32 protein-coding genes, 1 tRNA gene and 1 pseudogene are annotated in these 26,640 nt (G+C 46.3%); 12 read left to right on the forward strand and 22 right to left on the reverse strand.

All coding sequences use genetic code 11. The features are described from left to right. Positions 1-96 precede the first annotated feature (96 nt). From WBA89_RS26975 to alr, 4 genes are all read right to left on the reverse strand, one after another. A tRNA-Ser gene (locus WBA89_RS26975) sits at positions 97-185 on the reverse strand. A gap of 276 nt (positions 186-461) precedes the next feature. Next, positions 462-1,586: a patatin-like phospholipase family protein gene (locus WBA89_RS26980; RefSeq protein WP_424410722.1), complete on the reverse strand. Its 1,125-nt coding sequence runs from the start codon at positions 1,584-1,586 to the stop codon at positions 462-464. A gap of 43 nt (positions 1,587-1,629) precedes the next feature. Beyond that, the gene (locus tag WBA89_RS26985) at positions 1,630-2,475 is read right to left on the reverse strand and encodes a mechanosensitive ion channel family protein (RefSeq protein ID WP_424410723.1); all 846 of its coding nucleotides are present in this window, start codon (positions 2,473-2,475) and stop codon (positions 1,630-1,632) included. Positions 2,476-2,702: 227 nt separating this feature from the next. Next, a complete protein-coding gene (gene alr / locus WBA89_RS26990) occupies positions 2,703-3,905 on the reverse strand; it encodes an alanine racemase (protein ID WP_424410724.1) in 1,203 nt (400 codons plus the stop codon). Between the two features lie 371 nt (positions 3,906-4,276). On the opposite strand from alr, the gene WBA89_RS26995 reads away from it, so the two are divergent. Then, positions 4,277-6,052, forward strand: coding sequence for a peptidoglycan-binding protein (locus tag WBA89_RS26995; RefSeq protein ID WP_424410725.1), 1,776 nt, complete (start codon positions 4,277-4,279; stop codon positions 6,050-6,052). A gap of 126 nt (positions 6,053-6,178) precedes the next feature. On the opposite strand, the gene WBA89_RS27000 is transcribed toward WBA89_RS26995, so the two are convergent. From WBA89_RS27000 to WBA89_RS27025, 6 genes are all read right to left on the reverse strand, one after another. Then, the gene (locus tag WBA89_RS27000) at positions 6,179-7,225 is read right to left on the reverse strand and encodes an S-layer homology domain-containing protein (RefSeq protein WP_424410726.1); all 1,047 of its coding nucleotides are present in this window, start codon (positions 7,223-7,225) and stop codon (positions 6,179-6,181) included. A gap of 76 nt (positions 7,226-7,301) precedes the next feature. Further along, on the reverse strand, positions 7,302-7,400 hold the full coding sequence (locus tag WBA89_RS27005; protein ID WP_424410749.1) for a DUF3370 family protein: 99 nt from the start codon (positions 7,398-7,400) through the stop codon (positions 7,302-7,304). A 7-nt stretch (positions 7,401-7,407) separates the two neighbouring features. Further along, on the reverse strand, positions 7,408-8,286 hold the full coding sequence (locus WBA89_RS27010) for a hypothetical protein (protein WP_424410727.1): 879 nt from the start codon (positions 8,284-8,286) through the stop codon (positions 7,408-7,410). 81 nt (positions 8,287-8,367) lie between these two features. Further along, a complete protein-coding gene (locus tag WBA89_RS27015) occupies positions 8,368-8,973 on the reverse strand; it encodes a DUF1517 domain-containing protein (RefSeq protein ID WP_424410728.1) in 606 nt (201 codons plus the stop codon). Positions 8,974-9,231: 258 nt separating this feature from the next. Beyond that, positions 9,232-9,504 carry a hypothetical protein gene (locus tag WBA89_RS27020; RefSeq protein WP_424410729.1) on the reverse strand — a complete coding sequence of 91 codons (273 nt, stop codon included), beginning with the start codon at positions 9,502-9,504 and terminating at the stop codon, positions 9,232-9,234. 263 nt (positions 9,505-9,767) lie between these two features. Then, a complete protein-coding gene (locus WBA89_RS27025; RefSeq protein WP_424410730.1) occupies positions 9,768-10,268 on the reverse strand; it encodes a hypothetical protein in 501 nt (166 codons plus the stop codon). Between the two features lie 358 nt (positions 10,269-10,626). Between WBA89_RS27025 and rfbB the strand changes: the two genes are divergently transcribed. From rfbB to hpsJ-A, 4 genes are all read left to right on the forward strand, one after another. Continuing rightward, positions 10,627-11,736: a dTDP-glucose 4,6-dehydratase gene (gene rfbB, locus WBA89_RS27030; RefSeq protein WP_424410731.1), complete on the forward strand. Its 1,110-nt coding sequence runs from the start codon at positions 10,627-10,629 to the stop codon at positions 11,734-11,736. Positions 11,737-11,962: 226 nt separating this feature from the next. Then, positions 11,963-12,814, forward strand: coding sequence for a cyanoexosortase A (gene crtA, locus WBA89_RS27035; protein ID WP_424410732.1), 852 nt, complete (start codon positions 11,963-11,965; stop codon positions 12,812-12,814). Continuing rightward, entirely contained in the window at positions 12,814-13,482 is a 669-nt protein-coding gene (locus tag WBA89_RS27040; protein WP_424410733.1) for a cyanoexosortase A system-associated protein, read from the forward strand. The genes crtA and WBA89_RS27040 overlap by 1 nt, the downstream gene beginning before the upstream one ends. A 196-nt stretch (positions 13,483-13,678) precedes the next feature. Further along, positions 13,679-14,356, forward strand: coding sequence for an HpsJ-like protein, cyanoexosortase A-associated (gene hpsJ-A / locus WBA89_RS27045; RefSeq protein ID WP_424410734.1), 678 nt, complete (start codon positions 13,679-13,681; stop codon positions 14,354-14,356). A 201-nt stretch (positions 14,357-14,557) separates the two neighbouring features. Here hpsJ-A and WBA89_RS27050 read toward each other — a convergent pair whose 3' ends face one another. The 5 genes from WBA89_RS27050 to WBA89_RS27070 form a co-directional block, all read right to left on the reverse strand. Further along, positions 14,558-14,896 carry a hypothetical protein gene (locus WBA89_RS27050; RefSeq protein ID WP_424410735.1) on the reverse strand — a complete coding sequence of 113 codons (339 nt, stop codon included), beginning with the start codon at positions 14,894-14,896 and terminating at the stop codon, positions 14,558-14,560. A gap of 48 nt (positions 14,897-14,944) precedes the next feature. Then, positions 14,945-15,595, reverse strand: coding sequence for a cofactor assembly of complex C subunit B (locus WBA89_RS27055; RefSeq protein WP_424410736.1), 651 nt, complete (start codon positions 15,593-15,595; stop codon positions 14,945-14,947). Positions 15,596-15,821: 226 nt separating this feature from the next. Continuing rightward, positions 15,822-16,553 carry a response regulator transcription factor RpaB gene (gene rpaB / locus WBA89_RS27060; RefSeq protein ID WP_424410750.1) on the reverse strand — a complete coding sequence of 244 codons (732 nt, stop codon included), beginning with the start codon at positions 16,551-16,553 and terminating at the stop codon, positions 15,822-15,824. 74 nt (positions 16,554-16,627) lie between these two features. Next, positions 16,628-17,797, reverse strand: a complete 1,170-nt coding sequence (locus tag WBA89_RS27065; RefSeq protein ID WP_424410737.1) for an RNA-guided endonuclease InsQ/TnpB family protein — start codon at positions 17,795-17,797, stop codon at positions 16,628-16,630. Beyond that, entirely contained in the window at positions 17,706-18,281 is a 576-nt protein-coding gene (locus WBA89_RS27070; RefSeq protein WP_424410738.1) for an IS607 family transposase, read from the reverse strand. Before WBA89_RS27070 ends, WBA89_RS27065 begins: the two co-directional genes overlap by 92 nt. Positions 18,282-18,462: 181 nt before the next feature. On the opposite strand from WBA89_RS27070, the gene radA reads away from it, so the two are divergent. The 7 genes from radA (at position 18,463) to WBA89_RS27105 (ending at position 22,520) form a co-directional block, all read left to right on the forward strand. Further along, on the forward strand, positions 18,463-20,019 hold the full coding sequence (gene radA, locus WBA89_RS27075; RefSeq protein ID WP_424410739.1) for a DNA repair protein RadA: 1,557 nt from the start codon (positions 18,463-18,465) through the stop codon (positions 20,017-20,019). Positions 20,020-20,064: 45 nt separating this feature from the next. Beyond that, positions 20,065-20,295 carry a type II toxin-antitoxin system Phd/YefM family antitoxin gene (locus tag WBA89_RS27080; RefSeq protein ID WP_424410740.1) on the forward strand — a complete coding sequence of 77 codons (231 nt, stop codon included), beginning with the start codon at positions 20,065-20,067 and terminating at the stop codon, positions 20,293-20,295. After that, positions 20,292-20,678 carry a type II toxin-antitoxin system VapC family toxin gene (locus WBA89_RS27085; protein WP_424410741.1) on the forward strand — a complete coding sequence of 129 codons (387 nt, stop codon included), beginning with the start codon at positions 20,292-20,294 and terminating at the stop codon, positions 20,676-20,678. The genes WBA89_RS27080 and WBA89_RS27085 overlap by 4 nt, the downstream gene beginning before the upstream one ends. 31 nt (positions 20,679-20,709) lie before the next feature. Further along, positions 20,710-20,934: a type II toxin-antitoxin system HicB family antitoxin gene (locus WBA89_RS27090; RefSeq protein WP_333177424.1), complete on the forward strand. Its 225-nt coding sequence runs from the start codon at positions 20,710-20,712 to the stop codon at positions 20,932-20,934. Further along, positions 20,934-21,173 carry a type II toxin-antitoxin system HicA family toxin gene (locus WBA89_RS27095; RefSeq protein WP_333422649.1) on the forward strand — a complete coding sequence of 80 codons (240 nt, stop codon included), beginning with the start codon at positions 20,934-20,936 and terminating at the stop codon, positions 21,171-21,173. The genes WBA89_RS27090 and WBA89_RS27095 overlap by 1 nt, the downstream gene beginning before the upstream one ends. Positions 21,174-21,252: 79 nt before the next feature. Continuing rightward, the gene (locus WBA89_RS27100; protein ID WP_424410742.1) at positions 21,253-22,107 is read left to right on the forward strand and encodes a TIGR02587 family membrane protein; all 855 of its coding nucleotides are present in this window, start codon (positions 21,253-21,255) and stop codon (positions 22,105-22,107) included. Continuing rightward, on the forward strand, positions 22,104-22,520 hold the full coding sequence (locus WBA89_RS27105; RefSeq protein WP_424410743.1) for a TIGR02588 family protein: 417 nt from the start codon (positions 22,104-22,106) through the stop codon (positions 22,518-22,520). Before WBA89_RS27100 ends, WBA89_RS27105 begins: the two co-directional genes overlap by 4 nt. 176 nt (positions 22,521-22,696) lie before the next feature. Here WBA89_RS27105 and WBA89_RS27110 read toward each other — a convergent pair whose 3' ends face one another. The 7 genes and pseudogenes from WBA89_RS27110 to WBA89_RS27140 form a co-directional block, all read right to left on the reverse strand. Then, positions 22,697-23,290: a lysostaphin resistance A-like protein gene (locus tag WBA89_RS27110; RefSeq protein ID WP_424410744.1), complete on the reverse strand. Its 594-nt coding sequence runs from the start codon at positions 23,288-23,290 to the stop codon at positions 22,697-22,699. Between the two features lie 10 nt (positions 23,291-23,300). Beyond that, positions 23,301-24,512 carry a DUF3326 domain-containing protein gene (locus WBA89_RS27115; protein WP_424410745.1) on the reverse strand — a complete coding sequence of 404 codons (1,212 nt, stop codon included), beginning with the start codon at positions 24,510-24,512 and terminating at the stop codon, positions 23,301-23,303. Further along, positions 24,509-24,700, reverse strand: coding sequence for a hypothetical protein (locus WBA89_RS27120; RefSeq protein ID WP_424410751.1), 192 nt, complete (start codon positions 24,698-24,700; stop codon positions 24,509-24,511). Before WBA89_RS27120 ends, WBA89_RS27115 begins: the two co-directional genes overlap by 4 nt. A 57-nt stretch (positions 24,701-24,757) precedes the next feature. Beyond that, entirely contained in the window at positions 24,758-25,075 is a 318-nt protein-coding gene (locus WBA89_RS27125) for a 2Fe-2S iron-sulfur cluster-binding protein (protein WP_424410746.1), read from the reverse strand. Between the two features lie 272 nt (positions 25,076-25,347). Continuing rightward, positions 25,348-25,881 carry a Uma2 family endonuclease gene (locus tag WBA89_RS27130; protein WP_424410747.1) on the reverse strand — a complete coding sequence of 178 codons (534 nt, stop codon included), beginning with the start codon at positions 25,879-25,881 and terminating at the stop codon, positions 25,348-25,350. 145 nt (positions 25,882-26,026) lie between these two features. Beyond that, on the reverse strand, positions 26,027-26,236 hold the full coding sequence (locus WBA89_RS27135) for a hypothetical protein (protein WP_424410748.1): 210 nt from the start codon (positions 26,234-26,236) through the stop codon (positions 26,027-26,029). Continuing rightward, positions 26,223-26,640 (reverse strand): annotated as a pseudogene (locus WBA89_RS27140) (GTP-binding protein); the annotation flags it as partial. The pseudogene WBA89_RS27140 and the gene WBA89_RS27135, both read right to left, overlap by 14 nt.

The raw sequence follows: 26,640 nt of genomic DNA on the forward strand, positions 1-26,640 counted from the left end.
GGCTAGAAGCCCATCCCACAAGAAAATTTTGTGGGATGGGCTTCTAGCCCGTCCCAAAATTTGATTAACAATAATTTTTTCCTAGAAGTTCTAGAACGGAGAGGGAGGGATTTGAACCCTCGAAGGATGTTAACACCCTTAACAGATTAGCAATCTGCCGCTTTCGACCACTCAGCCACCTCTCCAAGATGACAGTAACTAAGCATAGCACACACATCTTCTTCTTGGCAATCCCTAATTTAAAGATTCCTCAATCCCTTACTCTGTCTCGAAGGAAGAAGGGCACAACACGGATTTTGACACGGATACACGGATGAATTATTGAGCTTGACTCAAATATTGAAGTCAGAAGGAAGAAGAAAGAAAAATCAACTATTCCCAATCCCCTGCGCGGGCCCATTCCCATGCCCCATGCCCCATGCCCTGTTTGGCCCATGCCCCATGCCCTGTTTGGCCCATGCCTATTCGCCAAAGCCCCTAGCCTTCAAGTGCTTTTCCCAACTAAAGTTGGAACTCAAAAAGAACCTCTTAGTATACAAATAGCCCAACCGGTAAAGGTTAGCCTTGCTCGCGGCATCAAGGTGAAAATCCGTCGTAGTCACCCCAGCTTCAGTCACATCAATATTAATCACCCTGCCTTTGTCCATCTCCCGCTGGTGATAGCGGTCTCTTGCTTTCATCATTGTTGTGAACATCGCCGACAGCATCGACACCGGATTGTTAATCTTCATTTGATTTTCAATACCAGTATCAACCAATCGAAACCCAAAGGTAAACCAGCGCGGTGCAACCGGAGTCGAACCCGATTGTCTGTCATAAATCCACAGCGGGAAATTGCTCAGAATTCCCCCATCGACAATTAAGTCGTTTCCGAGTTTTCCGGGTTCAAAAAATAGGGGAATGCTCATCGACAGCCGCACCGCTTCAGCGACGCTAAAATCTTCCGCACTTTTGAGCTGCAACTTCTCGTACAAAGCATCGGAATCCGCCGATTCGCGTCGGTGCAAGTCATCGGGGATTACCAACATTTCACCGCGAGTAAGGTTGGATATTACTACTTTTAATTCCCGGTCTTTTACGATTTGTTTGACATCAGCAAAACTGTGCAAGTTACCTCGGCCGAGCGTTGCTTCCAACCACTGCCGGAAAGGCTGCGAAGAATATTCGCCCATCTGGCGGCTAATTGTTAGGAAAAGCAGCGTCCAAGCTGGAGATTGCAGGTCGTCTGCGGGGTCGCCGTTTAATATTAGAGGACTGTTTTTTTTAGTTAAAAATATGCTGTAATCGAGCTGTCCCAAAATTTCTTCTAAGTCATCCATTGACAAATCTGTTGCCAATACTGCGGCAGTAATTGCACCAGCAGAAGTGCCTGCCAATTTTCGCCAGCGAATGCCCAAATCGCTGCAGCACCTGAGTGCTCCTAAAAACGCTACTCCGCGCACGCCTCCGCCTTCAAAAATTGCGTCGGCATAAATTTGATTGTTTTCGTCGGGAGGCGGAAATTTGCTGAGAATTGTTTGTCTTTCGGTGGGGGTGATTCTGACACCGGGTTCTTGCAAAATTTGCTGCGGATACCAGTTGCTCATTTGAGATTTGGAATGTTAGAGATTTGGGATTTGAGATTGATATCTATTGTTCTTGATTTTTGTGGGCATTCATTGCTTCTTTGACGTGTTCTTGAATTTGCGATCGCACTTGTTCGTAGGCCAGCGACGCGCACCAAGGCCGGAGAGATAAAATAGTGGTATCTGGAGTAATCTCGGCTACCAAACAAGTCGGGGGCGGATTTTCCAACACCAGCGGGTGAGAGTGGGCAATTTCTAATAACTCAGCCATCGTTGGACGGATCGGCCGATCGCCAATATCAATTTTTAAGTCCACCCGCCTCGTTCCCATTGCCGTGGTATTTTTCAGTGTACCGTTAAATAGCTGGTTGTTCGGAACAATAATTTTTATGCGATCGTCCGTCACGACAGTAGTTGAAAAAATCCCGATGCTATCGACAACTCCCTTCACATCCGCAGCTTCGATCGCATCTCCCACTTCAAAAGGCCGCAAACTAATCAACATTACCCCAGCAGCAAAGTGCGACAAAGTATTTTGCCACGCCAAGCCAATCGCCAAACCCGCCGCACCAACTACCGCAACCACGCTAGTAGTTTGAATTCCCAACTGACTCAAAGCCGCGACTACTCCGACAACCAAAATCGTAATTTCTGCAGCTTGAACCAAGAATTTCCGCAGCGTGGGCTCGGTGCGGCTCAGAGTTCGGCGAGTCACGCGCCCCGCCACACCGATCGCAAATCGCGTAATTAACAAAATGCCGATCGCCCACAGCAGTTGAGGTACAACTTTAAACCCCAATTCTACGAACTTTTTCGAGAATTCTTGGGCGAATTGCATTGCCTGTATTCTTTCTGTATCTAGCTGCGCCGTCAAGGTTTGAGCTATTAGTATAATTGTGCTGGATGTCATGGCAATTGCTAATTGGTAATTGGTAATTGGTAATATCAAATTTGGTTACATCGAAATTATACTATATAAAGCCTGCGGTTGAAACCGCGCCTATACAAACAAAACCCGGATGGTGCGCGGGTTGAAGAATAGGCGGTGAAAATTAAGTTTTACATGATTTTATTCAGTCCGCGCAGGCGGACATCGTTTGACAAGACGCGGTTTCAACCGCCGTCTAATCGTCCTAGTTAAGAGTTTACTGCAACGCGGGGCAATCGGTGTTTAAAACCGCAGAGAATTTCCCAAGAAATAGTTCCTAAAATTTCTGCCCAACCGTCAGCAGTAATTTCATTTTCCCCATCTTTTCCCAACAGCGTCACCACTTCGCCGACTTCTAAATCGGGAATATCGGTGACATCCAGCATTAATTGATCCATCGTCACTGCTCCGATTTGCGGCACAAATTTGCCCCTGACTAAAACCTGAATTTTATTAGAAAGATTGCGCGGAATCCCATCTGCATAGCCGATGCCAACTACGGCAATCTGTGTCTGCTGCGAGGCGATAAATTGATGGCCGTAACTGACACCGGTGCCTGCTGCAATTGTTTTCACTTGAGTAATCCGGGCTTTTACCTGCATTGCCGGCTGCAAAGAAGCGATCGGCTGCAAGTGAGGAGCTGGATAAATACCGTAGGTAGCCAAACCGACTCGCACTAAATCGTAGTGTAAATCGGGGTCGGAAAGCGCGGCAGCAGAGTTTGCCAAGTGCAGCCGGGGGGGGTTAATTCCTGCTGTTTGAATTTGCTCGATCGCCCGTTTGAACCGATCGTGCTGAACATTCATCACGGCGGGATCTGGACTGTCGGCTGTCGCCAAGTGAGAGTAAATGCTAGCTAATTTTAAATTGGGCAACCGCTTGACTAATTGCACAAATTCTGTTGCTTCCGACGCGGGCGTACCCAACCGAGACATTCCCGTATCTAACTTAGCGTGAACCGGCAAAGAGCGATCGAGAGTAGCGAGAACTTCGGAAAAAATTAGGGCTTGTTTGGCAGTACAAATAGTGGGCTGCAAGTGCCATTGGGCGATCGCCCTTACCTGCGCTGCAGTATGAGTCGCCCCCAACAGCAAAATCGGCGCTTCTATCCCAGCTTCTCGCAATTCTATGCCTTCGGGAATCGTCGCCACACCCAGCCAACTAGCACCAGCTTGCAATACTGTTTGACTGACTGCAACAGCACCGTGCCCGTAAGCATCCGCCTTCACAACTGCCATCAATTCTGTGCGGGGAGATAACAGATTTTTAAGCTGTTTTACATTGTGAGTTAAAGCTGCCAAATCAATTTCTACCCAAGCCCGCTGGCAAAGTCCGCCATCACCTTTCCACAGCACAGTCTGGGGGGAATTTTGGGTTGTCGGTTCTGCGGTTGTTTGTTCCTCGCTCAACATTGTCGCTCCTATCTTGCTTGCACAATTAAACACTGCTCGGAGATTTTATCCTAGGTTTAATTATCAGGAATTACGCATTAATACCACAGAAACCGGGTTTTTATCGAAATTAAAGGTCTAGATGCAGGATTTTTGTAAAAAACCCGGTTTCTCACCACTCATGCGTCCAGGACTAATTTATACCAATTTAATAAATACTTGCTATATATGAAGTTCTAGCCCCCCCTTAACAAGGGGGGGTTGGGGGGGGTTCTATGTAGCACTTATTTTGCAAAATGGTATTATAACTGGTTCCCAGGCAGAACCCGATCGCGAGTAGTACCATAAATCATTTAGGATTGCTATAGCATCCAAAATACCTGGTAAAAACTATGGACGGATTAGCTTACCTGCATTTAGCTGAAACTTGGGAAACGCCTGCGGCTCAGTTTCAACTCACATTTTTCACTATTGTGAATCAGGCTTTCAGGGGCGGGCAAGATGCCCGCCCCACAAGAAACTTGAACTCTTGTGGAACAGGCATCTTGCCTGTTCGTCCCACAAGAAACTTGAACTCTTGTGGAACAGGCATCTTGCCTGTTCGTGAAAATGGTACACAATGTCAGCTTCAACGGACTAATTCTAAAACGCACCTCAATTTGGCACCGGCTCCTTTACTTTTCTTGACGATCGCTCTAACAATTTTAAATTTAGTCAATCCCGCCCTCGCCATCAAAAAAGGCGATTCAGGGCCAGAAGTTGCCGAACTCCAGAAAACCCTGCAAGACGCAGGATATTTTAGCAGGAAACCAACAGGATTTTACGGTTCCATCACCCAGGCTGCGGTGAAAAAGTTCCAAACAGACAACAACCTGAAAGTTGACGGAATTGTCGGCCCTCAAACCTTGTCAGCACTGCAACTCCAGCCGGAAGGCGCGATTGCTGACAGCGAACCTGTAGAAAAAACAGCGTCAAAGGTCGATCGGTCTTCGCCACCTCCTACCGCCACCGACAACCCCAACCAACTCGAAGATACAACTAAAAATCAGCCCCAAAAACCTTTATTTCAAAAACCATTTTTACCGCCATTTAAAACAGAAACTTCCGCCCCCAATTTCAACGAAAAAGCCAGTGAATTACCTTCCCAAAAACAGGCGAACTCTCCAGCAAAGCTGCGAGGCAAAATGACCTTGAAAAAAACAATTTACGGCAAAATTTCGCCGAAATCAATAGTTTATTCAGGAGCAGGTTTGTTTTTTGCTCAAAACATGATGTACAGCCACACAATCACAGTTTACGACAGGAACTTTAAATTAGTCAAGACTATTCCCGACACCATAAACTTGTCCAAATTCGGCTTTACAAAATTCAAAGGCAATTATCGAGGTTCTCCCGTAGAAGCTGCTTTTTCAACAGACGGCAAATATGCCTACGTATCCAACTATCAAATGTACGGTAAAGGGTTTGACAATCCGGGGAGCGATAGATGTTCTCCATCGGCCAAACACGACCAAAGTTTCCTCTACCGCATCAATACCGAAACCTTAAAAATAGAAAACGCAATTCCTGTCGGTGCTGTTCCCAAATTCAACGCTGTTTCGCCAGACAATCGCTTCGCCCTCGCCAGCAATTGGTGCAGTTGGGATTTGAGCGTAGTTGATATCAATAAAAATCTCGAAATCGAGCGGGTAAAACTGGGTGCATATCCTCGGGGGATTGCGGTAACTCCTGACTCAAAGAATGCCTATATAGCCGTCATGGGTTCTTCGGATATTGCGAAAGTAAATCTGATAGATTTTTCGGTAGAATGGCTGAGAAATATTGGTAGTGCGCCGCGTCATTTGACAATAGATCCCAAGGGAAAATATCTTTATTCCACGTTGAACGGTGAAGGAAATGTGGCAAAGATTGACCTAAAAACTGGTAAAGTGGCGAAAAAAGTTAGGACTGGAAATGCACCTCGCAGCATGGCGATTTCGGGTGACGGTCAACTGATTTACGTGGTTAACTATTTCTCGAATACTGTTAGCAAAGTTAGGACGAGCGACATGAAAGTGCTGCAAACAGTGAAGGTTAATGCAAGTCCGATCGGAATTACTTACGATCCTGAAACTAATCAGGTTTGGGTAGCTTGCTATTCGGGCAGTATTATGGTGTTTCAAGATTAATTTAGCTGGTTCGCAGTCAGGAATTAAATCCTCAGAAAATGCCGGAGAAAAAATAAAATTTCTTACTGCAAACTAGCTAGATTAAATCTTATTTTGGAGCGCCGAGCCGGAGCTGTACCAAAAATATTATCTGGACGACTTGACGGACTCGATAACGTATTTAGAAGATTTAGCAGGTAGTTTACCTTTTTTGACCATAGCTTGGTAAATCATGGCTGCTACTTCCGCGCGAGTTGCTGTTTTGTTGGGCTGCAAAAGTTTGGGTTCGGGGTGGTTGACAACAATGCCAGCTTTTGTTGCTGCTGCTACTTTGTCAACTGCCCATTTCGGCACTTTTTTTCTGTCTGTATAAACTTGTAAAATCTTGCTGGAATTCCCTTCTTTTTTCAGGTTTAAACCGCTAGCTAACGCTACGATGACTTCGACGCGGGGAACGTCTTTTGCGGGACGGAACTCATTGTTTGGATATCCTTTGAGAAATCCTTTTTGTACGCTGCCATCGATCGCGCTCGCGGCAGGGTTCTTGTCTTTCACGTCTTCAAAATTAATCGGTTTTCGGGTCTGTTCTTTGTCGGACATTCGCTCAATTAAGCGGGCTAGTTCGGCTCGCGTCATCGGTTCATCGGGACGAAATTTGTTGTCTGTGAAATCAGTAAAGATTTGCCGATCGACCAAAGCGACAATAAATGGGCGCGCCCAATATTTGTCAGGAATATCGGAGAATTTAACCGGCCCGACTGTTGTTGGTTTAGGGGCTTTCGGTTTGGTAAGGATTGGAGGGGGAGTCTCCCGCGCGATTGGCGTTTGGGGAACAACCACGATCGCCCCCTGGGGAGGAATTGCAGGTAAAATCGGCCCTAAAGGCGCAATACCCGTGGTTTGCCGCGGAGAGGGAATCAGGGTTGTAGCGGGTGCAGGAACTTTAGCGGGCGCGGGTGGAGGCAAATCGGGACTCGACGGCGCAGGGATTAATAATGTCGGACTCGCCGGGTCAGCAGCAGGCGCTGAAAAAACGGCTGGAAATTGCCAATTTCTCATGCCGAATTGATTGGGGTTTTTGCTGGTGGCCCAAAAGAAAATTGTTCCCATCGTGCCGAAAGCAACCAAGATGGCAATCAATTCGTCGAATCCTAGAGGGTTTCTTTCCCCTGATGGGGGCTGTGAAGAAGACATATTGTCACCACATATCAATGTAGCAATTAAATCACATATTTTTTTGGTCTGGTAAAGACACAAATCGATCGCTCAACTATTCCCAAATTCTCACCGTCAATAACTGCGGCGGCGTGGCATCGGCAGGATAGATAAAATCAACTTTTATCGATCGGGCGCTGCTGATTTTAGCAATCTTCTAATTAGCGCCCTCTGCTGCGGGAAGAGCGCCTCCGACTCGGCGAACGAGAATTCCTACCGCTACCAAAACTCGGCTGCCGCTTGTATTCATTTTGACGCCGCTGCTGCGATCGTTTCAAAGTGCTGCCGCCGTAACCCGAACCGGTCGATCGATTGGAATTAGGCGGTGCTTGCCGTCTTACTGGCTGGTTGTATGCGGGCGATCGCAAGCGGCCGGTCGTCCTTAAAACTTGACGGTTTCTCACCGCAGCAGGCGGGGCTTGGTAGCGAGTTTGATATTGCGAGACAGCTTCGCCGTAAGTATTGCCGTACCCGCCATATCCTCTCAGAATTACCCCGGGCTGATAAACTGGCGGCACGTAATATCGCGGTCTAAATAACAAACTGCCGATCGCCTGACCTGCCACGGCCCCAGCAAACGGAGCCCAGAAGCCCGATTGCTGCCGCACCACCACTGTTTGCGGCTGACCTGTTTGAGGATTAGCAACAGTTTCAGTAACGTTATGAACGTACTCAATTTTAAAATCTTCTGTCAAGTGCAAGCTCGCTTGATTGTTATCAATATTTAGATAACTTTTCTTGCCCGCCGATATTTCTTCATCCGTCAAACGAGCCATTTGCAAATCCCTAGTCCGGTAAAGCGGGGGAGTGCCGGAGGGAGTATTCAGCAGCATCAAACTATATTCACCGTCACCATCATCGTAGGTAGCTTGCTGTACGGGATATTCCCCTTTAGCTAAGTTAGTGTTGGCGGGAGGACGCACTGTATTGATATTCTCCTTAGCAGAATTTTCGGGAGGTTGCGGGCCAGGAGAACCGCAGGCGGTTGCCGTCAACAATAAAGTTAAAGTCATTAAATAAATTGTCATTTTTTGCAGCATAAATAATATTTTTTTTCTTTGGCATCTGGCATCCGGCATTGCTAGCAAACAACCAATAACTAATAACTAATAACTCTTTTTTTAAAGGGGAATTAGTTCTGGAAAATTGACCAACACTTGGTCGTTGGTAAGTTCGTCTCCCAACTGTGCGGGAGAAAAGTGAACTTGCACAGCTCGCAGCCTTTCCTGGTAATGTAAATTAATCAATGCTTTTAAACCGACTTTCAGCGCGCTGATATCAGCGAGGTCTGTTTCTAGGGCTGGAACTTCGCCTTCACAAGCAACTGTCAGCATCACTACGACATTTCTAGTTACCGGCAAAGACAAGGGGGAGTTTTTATCGTAAACAGATGTGCTGTATTGGGGTTCGCTGAGATAGCGATCGGCTGAATCAGTAAAAAGTTCATCCACATAATCGCCCGCTTCGCCTTCATCCCAAAAAACATCGCCTTCATTTGCGGCTGCTTGCCAGTAGTTGTCATACTGTAACAATTGGTTGCAAATTTCTACCAGACCTTCTCCTAAAACTGCTACGTCGCCATCGACATCAATTGCCTCTCTGGCGGTGCGGTTGAGAACTCCTAAAACCGGTGCAACTTCTTCGCCTGTTAGGTGAACGAACACGCGACAAACTGCTAATCTAGTTTTACCTGTCAATTGATTGAATCGATCGCGCCAAGCACTCATAACCTATACTTTAGTAAAATTTGTAGGGATATATTCCCCACCCTAGCAGGCGATTGCAACTCTTGCCGTCTACCCTCAGATTGAGATCGAGATTGTTTCTGGCGACTTCCCCGGCAGCCGGCAGTCTCGCTGCAAGTCATCTAATTTGAAACAGTCGATATTGGACGAATATTAAAAAGGCTGCAAACAGCAGGCAAGCTAACCCGATCCACAATAATTATTAGAGATTTTTTTTAGTTAATTAATTGCACAAAAAACTTACGCAGAAACCGGGGAAAGATCGAGTAATATCAATTCCGGTTGCACTCCTGTTGACTGTTGACTGTTGACTGTTGAGTGTTGAGTGTTGAGTGTTGACTGTTGAGTGTTGACTGTTGACTGTTGAGTGTTGAGTGTTGACTGTTGACTGTTGACTGTTGACTGTTGAGTGTTGAGTGTTGACTGTTGAGTGTTGACTGTTGAGTGTTGAGTGTTGAGTGTTGACTGTTGACTGTTGAAGAGCGCTAAAAAAACTCGCTTTCGGCGATACAAACGAGATATAGCAATCCTCCCATCATTTGTGAATTTCTTGCTCCCTCCCCTTAACAAGGGGAGGGTTGGGGTGGGGTAAAAAACTTACGACTCCTGCAAGGATTGCTAAAGTGCAGATCGCCCGTTAAATCAAAACACAGATGCTCCCCAATTTCCCATCAAAAAACCTCCAATCTTGTAAGACAGGAGGTTCCTCGATCGAATACTTTGGCTTGAGAGAACTATAGGGCGATCGCGCTTTCAACTTGCTCGATCGCACTTTTCTAATTCAATTGACCAACTGGCGAAACAGGCAAATCTAGCTCGCCACCGGGAGCTTCCGGGTGTTCGCGAACGACTGCAACCGCATCTGCTGTCTCAGCTACAGCAACCGCCGCCGCCAAATCGAGTTCGCCAACTTCCAGGTATTCAGAAACACCTGCATCTGCGATCGGCTCAACTGGCTCTTCAAAAACTTCAAAATTATCGCTCATCGCAGCACAAGCCGCAGAGGCCCGCTGGCCGGCGCGATAGCTCATGTAGGCCGCACCGCCACCCAAAACCCCAGCCAAACCCAGAAAACCCAAAGCTGCTGTTTTGTAGGATTTCCACGGATTCATTCCATCGGAGCCGCCCGAACCCAGGAGCGTTGTCGCAGAACCAGATTGAGCCGCCCCTGATTTTTTGTAGGAACAGGGGAAAGCAGATGCAGCGTCACCTATGGCGATGCTGCTTGCGATCGCGGCGACGGAAGCAATGCCAGCTAACACTTGAAACTTCTTCATGGTGCTCTGGAATATTGTAAAGGATATTTAAAAAATAAATGGTAACAGCTCTTCACAAATAGATCAACAGTCGCTATCGGCTCAAATCACGGATCGATCGCAAATATCCGCGATCGCCCGATCGCAACTAAAATTTTAAATTTGCCGAAATAAACAATGAAAGCCTTGTTATGTAAGCGTTGCGCTCAAAATACAGATAGAAATTTAAGTCTGTTGAGTCAATATTTCAGCGCCCCAAATCAGAAAATCTGAAGCGACACAATAGAAAATTTAATCGCAGAGCGACCAATACTTGATGACAAACTACATTTAAGGCTACTTTTGAAAAGGCTTAGTTATTGGAAAAACTCTTATTTTTATGACAAACAGCGGGAATCAAGGCATTGAGCGAGAACCTCATCGATTGTTGGTGACGGGCGGGGCTGGATTTATCGGCTCGAATTTTGTGCATCACTGGTGCAGCAGCTATCCGGGCGATCGGGTAATCGTACTCGACGCTTTAACCTACGCCGGCAACAGAGAAACCCTAGCAACCTTAGAAGGAGGAGAAAATTTTCGGTTTGTGCATGGGGATATTTGCGATCGAGCCCTAGTCGATAGCTTGCTCAAACAAGAAAACATCAACACAGTCGCCCACTTTGCCGCAGAATCCCACGTTGACAGGTCAATTATCGGGCCGGCAGCCTTCGTTCAAACCAACGTCGTCGGAACCTTCACACTCCTAGAAGCCTTCCGCAAGCACTTTGAAGCAGCAGACAACTCGTCCCTCAAAGCAAAAATGCGCTTCCTCCACGTTTCCACCGACGAAGTTTACGGCAGCCTCGGCCCCGACGACCCAGCATTTACCGAAACCACCGCCTACTCCCCCAACAGCCCCTACTCCGCCTCCAAAGCCGGCAGCGACCACCTCGCCCGCGCCTATTTCCACACCTACGGCCTCCCCACAATCATCACCAACTGTTCCAACAATTACGGCCCCTATCACTTCCCCGAAAAGCTGATTCCATTAATGTGCATCAATATGCTGCTCGGCAAACCCCTGCCAGTATACGGCGACGGTCAAAACGTCCGAGATTGGCTCTACGTCCTCGACCACTGCCGCGCCTTAGATGCCGTTATCCACCGCGGCAAACCAGGAGAAACCTACAATGTTGGCGGCAACAACGAGGTTAAAAATCTCGATTTAGTCAAAATGCTCTGCCAGCTAATGGACGAATTAGCCGAAGATTTGCCCGCGCGTCCTTGCGAACAACTGATCTCGTTTGTCAAAGACAGAGCCGGGCACGATCGGCGTTATGCGATCGATGCCAGCAAAATAGAAACAGAATTAGGTTGGACTCCCTCAGTAACAGTTGAAGAAGGCCTGCGGCAGACCGTAGAATGGTACTTAGCCCATCGCCAGTGGTGGGAACCCCTGCTTTCGGAGGAATATCAAACCTACTACCAAAAAATTTACGCTCATCAGTAATTGGTAATTGCTAATTCGGGTAAGGTGCGAATTCCGCACCCTACAAATTCTTCTGATTTAATTAGATGAAAACTAATATCACAAACATTCACTCTTGTCAATTATTGTGAAGATTTAGTTAAGACTCATCCCAAACGCATAAATTTCAGTGTTTGTGGCTGATAATTTCTATAGAGTTACCCGATCGAGCATTTTATAAGCTTTTAGTAAAAAACAAAAAGCAGCAATGATAGAAATCAACTGGATCAAACAAATCCAAGAACCTAAATATTGGCTGTTAGGCATAGCCACAGGCTTGATTGCCTTGCAACTGACTGTGACTGCCAGAACAAACGACACAGACCTCTTCGGCACAATGTTAATGTTTTGGGGAGTCGTAGCATTTCTGATTTGGGAAAGACACGAATCCCTAACTTTTGAAAGCGGAGTTTTTGCCAGTTTTTTTGGGGCATCGTTAATGGCTTTCATTTTGCTCAAAACTTCCTCCATATCTGGCTACGACTTGTTTATCAGAGTTGCCCCTTTCTTATCTGGAATTAGTCTGGCATTGCTAGCTTCCGGCACAAAAGGACTGAAACAATATTGGCAAGAACTGCTAATACTTGCCTATGTTGTTATTCCTCCCGGAGCGATCGGAGTATTCGTTGACGTAGCCAAACTAACAGCAAAATTTTCAGCTTTCCTCCTGCACTATCTAGGATTTGAAGTTATACGAAAAGGGGTTTTTCTTGTCCTAGAAAAAGGCAGCGTCGAAGTGTATCACGGCTGTTCTGGCGTGAATGCGATCCTACAACTGTTAGGACTATCCCTAGTTTTCTTGCTGATGTTTCCGACAACTAGGGGACAGAAAATTCTAGTCCCAATCGTAGCAATACTTATTGCATTTGTTGTGAATGCCGCGCGAGTTGCTCTCCTGGCAGTGCTGGTATCGCTATCTCAACAAGAAGCATTTAAATACTGGCACCAAGGTAGTGGGTCGGTAATCTTTTCGATGATTGCTGTATTCATTTTCGGGCTCTTCTGCTGGTTTGCAATCTTGCAATCGGAACCGCCAAATAATAAACAACAAAATTGCTAATGGCCATTACCTCTTGGAAACCAATTAGAATTTCTCTTTTGGCTGTTACTTTGGCAGGAGTTTTATTAGTCGCCGGAAAGTTGACATTCTATCCATCAACAGGCAATAGTCGAGTAACCCAGTTTAATTTTCCCGAATCGGTGCCTTTAGCAGAGTGGAAACTAATCAAGAGCGCGCCGCTGGAAATTACCGATACTTCACAAATCAAAGCTGCCAAGAAATATGAATATCAAAAAAATAGCATTCCTCTAGAAGTAGAGATGCGCTATTTGGTAAATACCATTGGGGATGTGGAAGGTATGATGAAGGGACATACTATTCTCAAGTCGTCTCCTGGTAAACTAGCGTTAGCCAGCACTCAAGGCGCGGGGTTTTACGGAATTTTGCAACACCAAAATCGACTGTATTTGAGTTCGTGTATCAATCCTCGCGGCAGTGCTACAGTAACTTCCGAACAGTTTAGATACAATCGAAATACTCGCGATTGGCAGCCGAACCGCATTCTGTTTTGGCTGTTGGGTAGGGGAAATATTCAAGACAGGCGATGTTTGTGGACTCAGATGTCTGTGCCTTGGGATAAAACAACTCCAGAAGATGCCCAAAAAATTCTAGAGAATGCTTGGATTTCTTGGCATGGGTGGTGGCAGCCGCGATTTCCAGAACCTTAAGTCAGTCGATTTTAGATTCTTCGACTTCGCAAGCGAAGAAGTTTGAGATTTTAGATTTTAGATTTACTCGACTTGATGAATCTGGGAACTCTAACTTTGGTCTAAAATTTGGAGATTCGACGACTTCAATCTGTAGCTTGTATCCGTTTTGAACGGAGAGATAGATTTTTTTGTTAACAACAACAGTGAGGATTTTATGAATGACATACAAGGCGAACAAGGTTTTTCTATTTACAGGCTGCGTTGGATTGGCTACGGTTTATTAATTTTGTCTTTATTAGATACGATCGCAGTTTTGATACCAGCAAATTTCGGCAACCGAGTCTGGGAATTGCAGACGATTGGCGCTGTAGTGGAACGGGTGCCAGTTCCGCTGCTGGCTATGGCGCTGATATTTTTTGGAGAAGGGTACGATCGCAGGCGTTTGGAAGACCCTTTTTTAAAGGTTTTGTCTTGGCTTTGTCTGCTGCTGGCGCTGGTTTTTCTGTTGATGTTGCCTTTGGGAATTTTTGGTACTATCTACGTCAACAACCAAAACAACAAGCAAATTACTACTCAAGCAGATCAACAATTAGCTCAGTTGCAGCAAGTGGAAGAACGGCTGAACAAGGGCACTCCTGAAGATTTAAGGAATTTGGCGGGGGAACTTACCCGTTTGGGGGTACCAGCGGATACGCAAAACCCGCAGGAATTAAAAAGCCAAATTCTTTCAAGAATTACTCCGGCTAAGGAACGGTTGCAGACGCAAACCGCTGCGGTGCAGGCTAGTCAGCGCACGGGGTTATTTAAAAATGCTGTGAAGTGGCTGCTGGGCGCGCTGATTTCTAGTGTGTTGTTTTTCACAATCTGGCGCGGTACTGATTGGGCTCGGTAGTAGTTTTGAGTTTTGAGTTAGATGTAAGGTGCGCCGACGCGCACCTTGCGAACTTATACAGCATATTCCATGCAGATGTAGAGAGCGAGAAACCGGGTTTCACAGAACAGAATCAGTTATCCGGCGAGAAGCGCACAAGAAACCCGGTTAGGAGTGCGTACTTCATAAACCTGGAATACGATGTATGAGTATCCAGTACAATCATTGCAGCACTTCCCAATCTTCTGAGGGTGCAGCAGGTTCAAAGGGCTCATCATAGCGCTTGACAGTACCGTGTAGAGGATACAAAAAAGATTTTTTTATAGTTTGGTTAACCAAATTTAGATAATCAACCAATTCTTGATATTGATTTAGTTCTGTTTGTTCTTCTGAAGTGAGAGCTGATTCTGTTTTTTGAGCGGTTAAGGTTTCTATTCGCTCCTGTATTTTGGTGGAAATGCGAAATACTACGAGTCCTTTGAATAGCTCAATACGGATAGAACCTTCGCTAGGTAAGCTGTTGGGTAAACGGTGCAGATTGAGAAGCAAATTAGTTGTCATAGTAGCTTGATTTAAATATTGGAAGGTGCACAATGCGCCCCTACAAAGTTAAGAACTTAGGTGCTGAGCGATCGTATTTTCGAGTTTTTCGGCAATGCCTTCTACCCAGTTTTCGTCTTGTTTGGTGTAGCTGCGGGGGGCGTTGGCACCTAAGATTAAAACGCCTTGACTGCCGATCGGCTGACAGATGACTCCTTGGGTATTTTCTGGTAAGTAGTCAAATTCAATTTTGCCGGGATAAATATCGAGCTTTACTAAATAAATTGGTTTGTTTTTGTCGATCGCTCGCTGCAATATCGGCCCCGGTTTGACTTCGGGATTGATGCCTAAAATGCCGCGGCGCAATAAAACTTTTCCCTGATACACAATGACGATCGCCCTTGTGGCGGTATTTGTCAACAGCAAACGCGACGCCCAGGCTAATTCTAGCTTGACGGCATCGGGTAAATCCGGCGCAAACTCGAAGCCTTCAGAGCCGGTAAGCTGTACGGAATCGGGCGATCGCGCTTGCACCTGCTGCCACAGCAAGCCTGTTAAAATCAGCAGGGCGCTGATAATTACTCCCAAAGCGTCCGATCGAGCTTGAGAGTCTGTAATCTGCTCTGTCAGCAAGCGGTTTACCATCAGCAGCGTACCTGCTAACCCTCCTGCAACTAAGGGCAATTGCCGCAAAACTTTATTTGGATCGGATTTAGTCATTAAGAAGAAGGAAGAAGGAAGATGGAAGATGGAAGAATTCCACTCGACTTCGATTAGTCAGTTAGCAGCAGTTAAATTGCAAACTCCTGCCAACTGCCAACTGTCAAGTGCCAACTAATACTAATTTCATAAAGTAGCGCTAGATTTTACCCCCCCAACCCCCCCGCGATTTCGGGGGGGCTTCGGACTTCATCAATAGCACATATGAAAGAAAAATGGTATAACTTTACCCAAGTTCCCCTGGTTCAACAATTCGCTGGAACAAATAACCGGTTCCCCGCGCGGTTAAAATTAATTCGGGATTGCTGGGGTCGTCTTCCAACTTTGCCCTGAGCCGGGAGATGTGAACGTCCACTACGCGGGTGTCTACGTGGCGTTCTGGCGTGTATCCCCAAACTTCTTGCAAAATTTCCGATCGCGAAAAAGGCTCTCCTGAACGGCTCACTAGCAGCTCTAACAAGCTAAATTCCATGCCCGTGAGCCGAATCCGCTCGTCGCCTTTGTAAACTTGGCGCTTGTTGGTGTCAATCCTAATATTAGTGACTTGAATGACTCCAGAACTGGGAATCCCGGAAGCACCGTTTTTGTCAACCCGGCGCAGCACGGAACGGATGCGGGCTTCTAGTTCTTTGGGAGAAAAAGGTTTGACGACGTAATCGTCTGCGCCTAATTCTAAACCGGTGATGCGATCGGCAACATCTCCCAAAGCAGTTAGCATAATGATGGGTACGTCTGATTCTTTACGCAACTCCTGACAGACGCCGTAACCGTCTAGCTTCGGCATCATCACGTCCAAAACCACTAAGTCTGGTTCGCTGTTACGAAAAGTTTCGAGAGCTTCTTCGCCGTCAGCAGCGGTGACGACATCGTAGCCAATCATCGAAAGGCGAGTCTCCAGAATGCGCCGGATACTGGCTTCGTCATCGACTACCAGAATTTTTTCTTTATGGTTTTCCAATTTACCGAGCACTCCTTAAGTTACATTTCAGATAATGTTAATTTTTTGTACCGATACTTTTTTGCTAACGTTCGCTAACAAATACATAAGTTAAGGTGTTCTCTTAACCAAGGCGTATCAACCGATGCCCGCAGGAAAATCCCGCGAGCACCATTTAGATCCCTGTTCATAGAACGTCCGTCCGCACTTTTAATCACACGATAACCGCCAATCTTCTTTATTTCCCCAGTCCATGAAACCGTTTTCGATGTATAAGCTTCGTTAATATCTGTCAGGGCTACTTTCCCAGATTCCCAAGCTTTCCATTCGAGATGCTTCTTGAACTGATAGTGAGACAGAGTAAGCATTTGACGCACGGTTTTAGAGCGAATCTTGCGACGTGACTTACTAACCATCTGAGACGACTCAAACGACGGCAATAATATCACATCAAAGTTATCAACCAAGAACTTGGCAGTTTTATGATGCAGCTCTTCAACCATGTGTTGAATTCGAGATTTCAACCTGTCAGCAGCTTTTTTTAATTTCTTTTTCTGTGCGCTAGGAGCCTTGCTCATTTTTGAAATCAGTTTGTCCAGCTTAAAGCACAGTTTTTGAATTTGAAGATTGGAATCGTTACCGAGATATCCATAAGAATCCTCGGAAATAAAAGTCATGAACGTGCGGACACCAGGATCTAAGGCAACCACACGACCTTGGTTGTCGGTCTGATGTGGCTGCACTTCTTCAGAGATGATTAGGTAATACTCACCATAGGCAAGCGTTAACCGTCCATCACTAAAACCTTCGGGTAATGCCTCTTTCAGCTTTGATTGACCCAAAATTGTGTGGTAGATACCACAGTCCTTGATGGCAGTCTTGGGGATAAAAACAGATTGCTTTGTATCTTTGCGACTGCGGAATTTGCAACGACGAACTTGCCCATCTTTTTGGAAATCTGCCTTGGCTTTTTTGACCGCTTGACAGGCATCTTTTATAGCAATTGATTTGATCTGAAATGGAACTGTTGATGCCCAATCAGGTAGTGAGTTGAGAAGACCTGTCTTGATTGCCAGCCAATTAGCTTTGGTTTCCGGTTCCTGTAAGTATTTAATCGTTTTATTAAATACAAACCTGGAAACACCAAACCATCTTTTCAGAAGAGCTTTTTGCTCAGGATTTGGGAATATTCGGATCTTCCTTGATTTTCTGGCTGTAACTTCTGAGACCGTGCATTCTGCAACTAAAGACGTGAAGGATGGCAAGAAGATCCGCTGTGAGTTCGGTCTGTCGACAGTGTACAGGATTTGAGAAAACCAAGATTTCTCCATCGTTTTGCTTGACCATAAATTCGAATAATTCAAAGCCGAATCGGCACAACCTATCTCTACAGGCAACAATAACTTGGAGCTGATCTCCGCGCATAAGTCTGACCAGTAGGGCTTGCAGTCCTTTCCGTTTAAAGTTGAGTCCAGAGCCGATGTCTTGGAAGATTTCGGCTGCTGGATATCGTTCTCGCATAAATTCAACTTGTCTTGCAAGGTCGTCTCGCTGTTTGGCTGAACTGACGCGACAGTAGCAAATAGTGGTAGTTGCAATTGCGCCACGTTGGTAGGACTCGACATCGTAGAGTCTTTGTCCTGCTTCGTTTTTGATGCTTTTGATTTTCCCTTCATCTGCATACTTCCTTAACGTGTTTGGATGCAAACCCAGAAATTCGACTGCTCTTCTGAGTGGTATGTATGCCATTCACTCAATCTATGGCATAGGTGAGTGATTGTTAGCTTTTGTGATCAAACGTTATACTGTTGATCAACCCTATCATAGAAGCCACAGGTTGAATCATCGGTGGCGATCGATCTGAAAGCTTGATAATTGCTTTAACTCAGACTTTTCTAAATGTTAGGGTGACTATTTATCATCATAAACAATGCCTAAGCCTCGAATACAATATATTTGTCGGGAATGCGGCTACGATTCACCACAATATTTTGGCAGGTGTCCTAGCTGTCACAAGTGGGATTCTTTTGACGAGCAGTTGGAACAACCTACTGCTGGTGGCTCGCGGGCTGGTTTAACTGGGGTGACAACTAAGACGGTGGGCGGTTCGCCTCCTGATAAGTCGAAGGGTCAACCGAGAGTATCTTTTAGATTATCGCAGATTGCTGACCAAACTCAGTCTCGCTGGCCTTCTGGTTACGGGGAGCTCGATCGAGTTTTGGGAGGCGGGATTGTTCCGGGCTCGCTGGTGTTGATTGGCGGGGAACCGGGTATCGGGAAATCGACGCTGCTTTTACAGGTGGCGAATATGTTGGCGCGCAAGGATCGGATACTGTACGTGAGTGCTGAGGAGTCCGGCCAGCAGGTGAAGTTGCGATCGCAGCGTTTGGGTGTGGCTAATCCGGTTGATTTGTCAAGCAACGGCGGGAATAAATCTGGCAGCAACGGGGAAGTTAAAGCGGATTCCGAGGACAAGTCAGCGGAGAATTTCTACTTGCTTCCCGAGACGGATTTAGAAGTAGTTTTGCGGGAGTTGGAATCGCTAAAACCGAATGTGGCGGTGATTGACAGCATCCAAACTATTTATTTTGCTAGTTTAACATCGGCTCCGGGTTCGGTGGCTCAGGTGCGGGAATGTACGTCGGCTTTGATGCAGGTGGCGAAGAGGGAAAATATTACTTTATTTATTGTCGGTCACGTTACTAAGGATGGAGGTTTGGCGGGGCCGAGGGTGTTGGAACATTTGGTAGATACTGTACTTTATTTTGAGGGCGATCGCTTTGCTTCTCACCGGCTTTTGCGATCGATGAAAAACCGTTTTGGGGCGACTCACGAAATCGGTGTTTTTGAAATGGTAGCAGAGGGTTTGCGAGAAGTAGACAATCCGTCGGAGTTATTTTTAGGTAATAAAGATGAATTTTCTCCCGGTACTTCTACGACGGTTGCTTGCGAAGGAACTCGACCGATTTTAGTAGAAATTCAGGCGTTAGTTAGTCCTGCGAGTTTTGGTTCGCCGCGCCGCTCTACTACTGGTGTTGATAATAGTAGATTGCAGCAAATTTTGGCTGTTTTGGAGAAAAGGGTGGGGATTCCTTTGTCTAAATTAGATACGATTGTAGCTTCGGTGGGCGGGTTGAAGGTGGAGGAACCTGCGGCGGATTTGGCAATTGCGATCGCCGTTGTGGCCAGTTTTCGCGATCGGGTGGTTGACGCGCGCACTGTTTTGCTGGGGGAAGTCGGTTTGGGAGGACAAGTGCGGCCGGTTTCTCAGTTGGAATTGCGATTGAGGGAGGCGGCTAAGTTGGGGTTCAAAAGGGCGATCGTTCCTAATAATCAGCCGGTGCCAGATTTGGGGATGCAGATTGTGCCGGTAGCGAAGGTAATCGATGCAATAATTGCCGCAATTCCGGCGACTCCGGCTCAGTTGCAGTCAGATGATATGGAGTTGGCGCCTGTAGATTTGGAGGAAGAGGATTTATCGAATTGAGTTAGAATGGTGATGTTAAAAAGTGATATTAAGGAGGCACAAATTATGTATCAAGTAGACATTTTTGAGGCAAAAGAAAAACTTCTTGAATTGATCGAAGCGGCGATGAGAGGTGAAGAAGTTGCCATTAGTAAAGATAACCAGCCTGTTGTAAAATTGGTAGTAATTGCCAAACAAGCTAAACCCAATCGACAAGCAGGAAGTGCTAAAGGAATGGTTTGGATGTCCGATGATTTTGACGAACCGCTAGAAGAGTTTAAGGAGTACAGGTCATGAGGTTGTTGTTGGACACTCATGCCTTTATTTGGTATACGACAGACAGTTCGAGACTCACCGCAACAGGGCGATCGCTAATTGACAACGGAGATAACGATATTCTCCTCAGTACAGCTAGCGTCTGGGAAATGGCGATCAAACATAGTATAGGCAGGCTAACTTTTAGTATGCCTTTTATGGAGTTTATAAAGCAGCAGATCGCAGTTAATAGAATTGAGATACTGGAAATAACTTTCGACCACATTGAGGTTGTGGCTTCACTGCCTTTGCATCACCGCGATCCATTTGACAGGCTGATAATTGCCCAATCTATGGCGGAACAGATACCTGTTTTGAGTGTTGATGCAATTTTTGATGCTTATGCGATCGCGCGGCTGTGGTGAATTAAGGTAGTATAAAAATCAAGAGGCGAAGATGAAACAATTTAGAATAATCATTGAAAAACATTCCGATGGTTATGTAGCCTATCCCCTTGGTATCAAAGGTGCCGTAGTTGGTGAAGGTGACACCTATGAAGAAGCCTTAGCTGATGTCAAGTCAGCTATTCGTTGCTATATCGAAGTATTTGGCAAAGAAACAATGGAAAACGAATCACCTGCGATCGAGACTTTTTTAGTAGAAGCAGAGGTGGCTATTTAATGTCGAAGTTTCCGGTGGATGCCCCTAAAAGACGAGTCATCAGAACATTTCAGTTGTTGGGTTTTCGGATTATTAGAGAACGCGAACATATTGTCATGGTGCGAGAAAATCAGGATGGCACGGAGACTCCGTTAGTAATGCCTAACCACGATCAAATAAAATCAGGGACACTGAGAGCAATTTGTACTCAGGCGGGAATTTCAAGAGAGGAATTTTTAATAGCTTATGCACAAAATTGAGTGGAGATGCTATCTACGATAACACTTGAAATATGTCAAATTAAATATCGCCTTTTTTGAGGTGCGTTTTCACTAAAAAATGAAAAAATCAAAAAGACATAAAAATCAGTGGTCAAATGAACTCAACGATATCATTCGAGGTGCATCGGGGGGCTTTTTGTTTGGGATTCCGCTGCTTTATACGATGGAGGTTTGGTGGATTGGTTCGCACAGTAAACCAGCGGAAATGTCGATCGCCATTGCAACTACTTTTATCGCCGTTTTCTTGCTGGTTCGTACTGAAGGTTTTCGCAAAACTAAGAACATCCGCTGGCGAGATGCTGCAATGGATACCGTAGAAGCGATCGCGATTGGGATTGTCGGCGCCGCTTTTGTCCTGTTTTTGCTCAGGGAAATTAGGCTGGAGACTCCGCTGCAAGAAACTTTGGGGAAAATCATCTTTGAAGGCTTGCCGTTTGCCTTGGGAGTAGCACTAGCAAGCGGTTTCTTGAGCGGCGATCGCTATCAAAGTTCAGACAGCGACAGCGAACCTACAATTAATCCAACTGTAGCAGATATCGGCGCTACTTTAATCGGCGCTACAATTATTGCTTTCAACATCGCCCCGACAGATGAAGTTCCCATGCTAGCCGCAGCTATTTCGCCGCCTTGGCAATTAGCAATTATCGCCGCTTCGCTGCTAATTTCCTACGGTATTGTATTTGTAGCCGGCTTTACTTCTCAAGAAAAGCGCCAACAACAACAAGGGGTTTTTCAGCGCCCCCTCAGCGAAACTGTGATGGCGTATTTAGTGTCGCTGGCGGCTTCTGCATTTATGCTGTTTTTCTTCCAAAAACTCAGTTTTGACGACCCGTGGTCGATGTGGTTGAGCTATACGTTAGTATTGGGATTGCCGGCGACAATTGGTGGCGCTGCGGGGAGGTTAGCGGTATGAGTGAAAAAGATACAGAAAGCGATCGCGAACAGCAACAAAAAAGAAATCCTGCTGAATGGGTGACATTTGCGATCGCCTGTTTCATCCTTTCTGGCCTCACCGGACTCGTACTCTACAACTGGGCGACTAAAGAACAGAAACCTCCGGTGATTTCTGTCACTCGCAATGCACAAATTCGCGAAACCCAAGGGCAATTTTACGTGCCGTTTACAGTGACTAACACGGGCGGCGAAACGGCTGAATCAGTGCAAATTATTGCAGAACTGCGAGTCAACGGCGAAGTGTTGGAATCCGGCGACCAACAAATTGACTTTTTGTCAAGCGGCGAAACTCAAGCAGGAGCTTTTATTTTCAGCCGCAACCCCAGTCAAGGTGAATTGATCGTGCGATCGAGCAGCTACAAACTGCCTTAACACAGATAAAACTAGGCGGTTAAAACCTTTTCACATCTACCTCTGTGAACTCTTTCTCTTCCTTCGCGCCCTTCGCGTCTTCGCGGTTCGTTCAATCTAAAAACCCCTTGCACGTTGGCATTTATTGGTATATTCCGCGCAGGCGCGATTTCAATCACTTGGGAATTGCGATCGCCCTACTGCTTCACCAGATTGTGTTCCCACTTCCAAACACAGCTAGAAATCAAATTTGTACAGATATGAGCCGTAATTGGCACTAACAAATTTCCAGTCACTAAAACACTGTAACCTAACAGCAATCCCACCGCCGTCGCCCAAACAGCATAAGGCCACTGATCCGCGCCTCCTAAGTGCAGAATGCCGAAGCAAAAACTTGATAAAATTAAACCAGTAAAATTCATTCCCAAGGCAGAAAGCATCACGCCTCGAAATAGCAATTCTTCGCTCAGTCCCGGTAGCAGTCCCAGCCAAATTAAATCCGGCCAAAATAGGGGTTTGAGGACTACTTCTAAGTAAACGTCAGCACTCCGGCGATAACCGGGCCAAAGGCGATAAACGATCGCGCTACCGCCTGTAATTGCCAGTCCGATCGCACATCCTGCGAGCAAATCCATTAGGTTCAATTTGACTGGCAAAAGCGATACCGATCCAAATAGCAACCACACTTTAGCTACAGCCAGCAACATAATGGCTGTTACACCCATTGCTACTAAAACTTGGGTGCGCGTTAAGGGTTCAATTTCAGGATTTTCGGGAATTTTTTCTGCCACTTAATCACTTTTAAATTTGAGGTTTGAGATTGGAAATTTGTCGAGTTGAGTCAGTCAAACAGCGCAGGGAGGAGATGTCTGCACCCAAGGAAGCTGGAGTGATGCCCGATCGCAAAGCGACCAATACGCCGATCGCCTCTAAATATGAGTTTACCTGCAAAGCTTTGATTCCGAGTTTTTCTGGAGTAGCCCGCATCTGGGTTTTGTTGTCGCCCACAGCGATAATTTGTACCGACGATCGCCCGCTCAAACTCAGGATAGCACTGCCGCCGCAGGCTGTGGCGGGTATGACCACCGCATCGACTCGATCGGCCCACAAGCCCTGTTTCTCGAAATCTCGCCTGTTTGCATAGAATTTCTCTGTTGTGGGGCGGGCATCTTGCCCGCCCTTTGTTGTGGGGCGGGCATCTTGCCCGCCCAATACCTGTGACAGGCAAGATGCCTGTCCCACAGCAGGCCCGACAAATTGGGGAGCTTTGCTGAGGCCGGCAAGCACGCAAGGTAAAAAAGTATACCCGATTTCTTCAGCAGCCGATCGCGGTGACAGGTGCGGATCGAGGGGAAGCGCAGACAGCGCCGGGGCGTGGGCGCAGGGAATTTTAAAAGTTCTGACGATCAGGTGGCTGATGAGGGCTTCCGCGCCGGCGAGGGGGTCAACTCCTTTGCCGCGGCGGTAGTTTTCGAGGGCGATGCTACCTTCATCGTCGGGAAATCTCGCCACAACGGCGATCGCCTCGACTTTTGCTTGTCGGATCAATTTTTCGGCGGCGCGCAATAAACTGTCGGGATTGCCGATCGTCCCCCAGGATGCCCCTGATTCTGAAATACGCAATTCTACTTCCAGGGGGCGATCGGTCAAAATACAATCACTTACGTTCAAACCTAATGTGGCCCTCGCAGCGTCAACGGCTTGCAAGTGCCGCAACTGCAACTCTGGTTCGATCGCGGAATCTAGGATTAAGCCGATGCGATTTTGATGTACTGGTTGCAACCCCCAGCACCCTGCTGCAAACTTGTCAAGGGCGTAACCTTCCACGTAGAGAGCGTTAGGTATCGGCCAATACAGTTGAGCGCCGTTGAGGACGTTGGGGTGAGTAATCAGGGTATCTGAAACTTGGGCGATCGCCCTAGCCACCGGCAGCGCATCTCCTGCAAACCCACCAATCGAGGCTCCAACGCCTGTGGGGACTATCAAAACCACCGTGAAAGGGGGGGAGTTCACGCTGCTGCGGGGGATGCTTCCACGAGCACGTAGCCTTCTACCACAGCTTTTTGGCGAGTGATATCCACGTCTGTGACAGCCCAGCGCAGGGGTTCCCCGTGCTTTTTCAGTTCAATTTCAATAGCCGAGTGCAGTTCCTCGGCGGTATCGTGGAGGTCAACTTCTGCGGAAATGAAATGGGTGGTCATCTGGCGATCCATAATGATTTTACCGCGATCGATACTTAGGTCAATTTTAGTCTATTTCTAGGGTTTGCCAAACTGGCGAGCGTACACAATATCTTCTTTTTCTGTTTCTATCTTCAAGTTCGATCTCGGATAAGCAACGCACAGCAACACATAACCTTCCGCCTGAAGTTCCGGACTCACGCCCATCCCATCGGTTTGATCGACTTCCCCTTCAATAATTTTGGCAGCGCAGGTAGTACAAACCCCCGCATTGCAAGAACTCGGCAACTCAATACCCGCAGCGGCCGCCGCCTGCAGAATTTGTTTGTCTTCCGGGACTTGTACGGTATGGGTAGTGCCTTGGTGGATCAATTCAACAGTGTAAGTCTTGGACATATTTCTATTAATCGTTTGAATTCTCGATCGGAATTTACGCTAAATTTGCAAACAAAGCAATAAATATATTACCGCTGTCGGCGATTTTGTGCAAATTTAAAACTACACTGTTTATTGCAAATAACTTTCATTAACTTAACTTGCAGTGCGATCGCGTCCCGCCCCGCAAGCTACCGTATTTTCTCCAGCATTTTTTCACAAACAATCGCAAACAGCACGGGCGAACTCTGCCAGAAAGCAGTTAAATATAACTAATTAACCAATATTTGCCATCAACCCAACAACTCATCAACAGCAACACTAAAACCCGGTAGAACTAACTGAGTGCTGATGGTAGAACCCAAGTTAAAAGCTAACTTTTGAGATTGAATCACAATCATTATCCAGCGACTCTCAGGAAAAACAATCCAAACTTCCAAACAACCAGAATCTAAATACTCTTGTGCTTTCAGAAAAACATCTTCCGCCACATCAGCAGGAGAAACAATTTCCGCAACCAACAGCGGACTTTGAGGAAAAGTAGGAACATCGCCATATTCAGCAACAAGTTCAGCCGTCAAATAAGCAACATCAGGGCGACGCACTCGCCTGTCAGTGCGACAAGGAACTTCCGTATAGACTTCGCCACCTTGTCCGCTAGATACCTTGTAACTTCTCCAAGAAAAATCCAGTCTAGATTGGATGCGACTGTGTTTTACTGTCATGCCATTTTTCTCCGCAATTTGCCCGTCCACCCATTCCATATCGTCGGGGGGATTAGCTATAAAGTCTTCTAGAGAAACATTGTCTGATAAAACGGGTGTCATTACCACAACCATTTACTCCTTATTGCAGAATTTACTAATTGTATTATAGAAATCTTTAGGAATTGTTAATTGTTAATTGTTAGTTGTTATTTGTTATTTGTTATTTGTTATTTGGTAAGAAAAAATGGGTAATTAGTAATTGAAACTAACCAATGCCCTGTTTGGCCAATTCCCTGTTTGGCCAATGCCCTGTTTGGCCAATGCCCTGTTTGGCCAATTCCCAATTCCCAATTCCCAATTCCCAATTCCCAATTCCCAATTCCCAATTCCCAATGCCCTGTTTGGCCAATTCCCAATTCCCAATGCCCTGTTTGGCCAATGCCCAATTCCCAATTCCCCATTTACTCAATGTCAATTTGATTCGGCGGCGGCTTCGGCACATCATCCTTCAAAGTTTTGCGTCCCGAACTAGCATAATCCTTATACAATTCCACAAACATTTTTGTCAACTGCTGCAAAGAAAGTTGTTCCCCATTAATTTGAGCTTTCATATAAGTTTTAAGCACTTCAATGTAAGCCAAACCGAGGGCAAGGGTGAGAGTTGCCGCCGTTGCACCGGAAATAGCACCGCCGACAACAGTACCAGCACCGGGAATCATTTTGATCAAATTAGTAACAATACTTCTACCCACAGCAGTAACCCCGCCAGCACCGCTAATTGCAGACAGCATCGCCGAAACAAACCCCTTATCAAAGGGCATTCCAAAAATCACAGTAATATTAGCAATCATTGCCGTTTGCATCGCCATTAAAATCGGC

The organism is Microcoleus sp., from assembly GCF_049646505.1.
In the GTDB taxonomy this organism is placed as follows: Bacteria; Cyanobacteriota; Cyanobacteriia; order Cyanobacteriales; family Microcoleaceae; genus Microcoleus.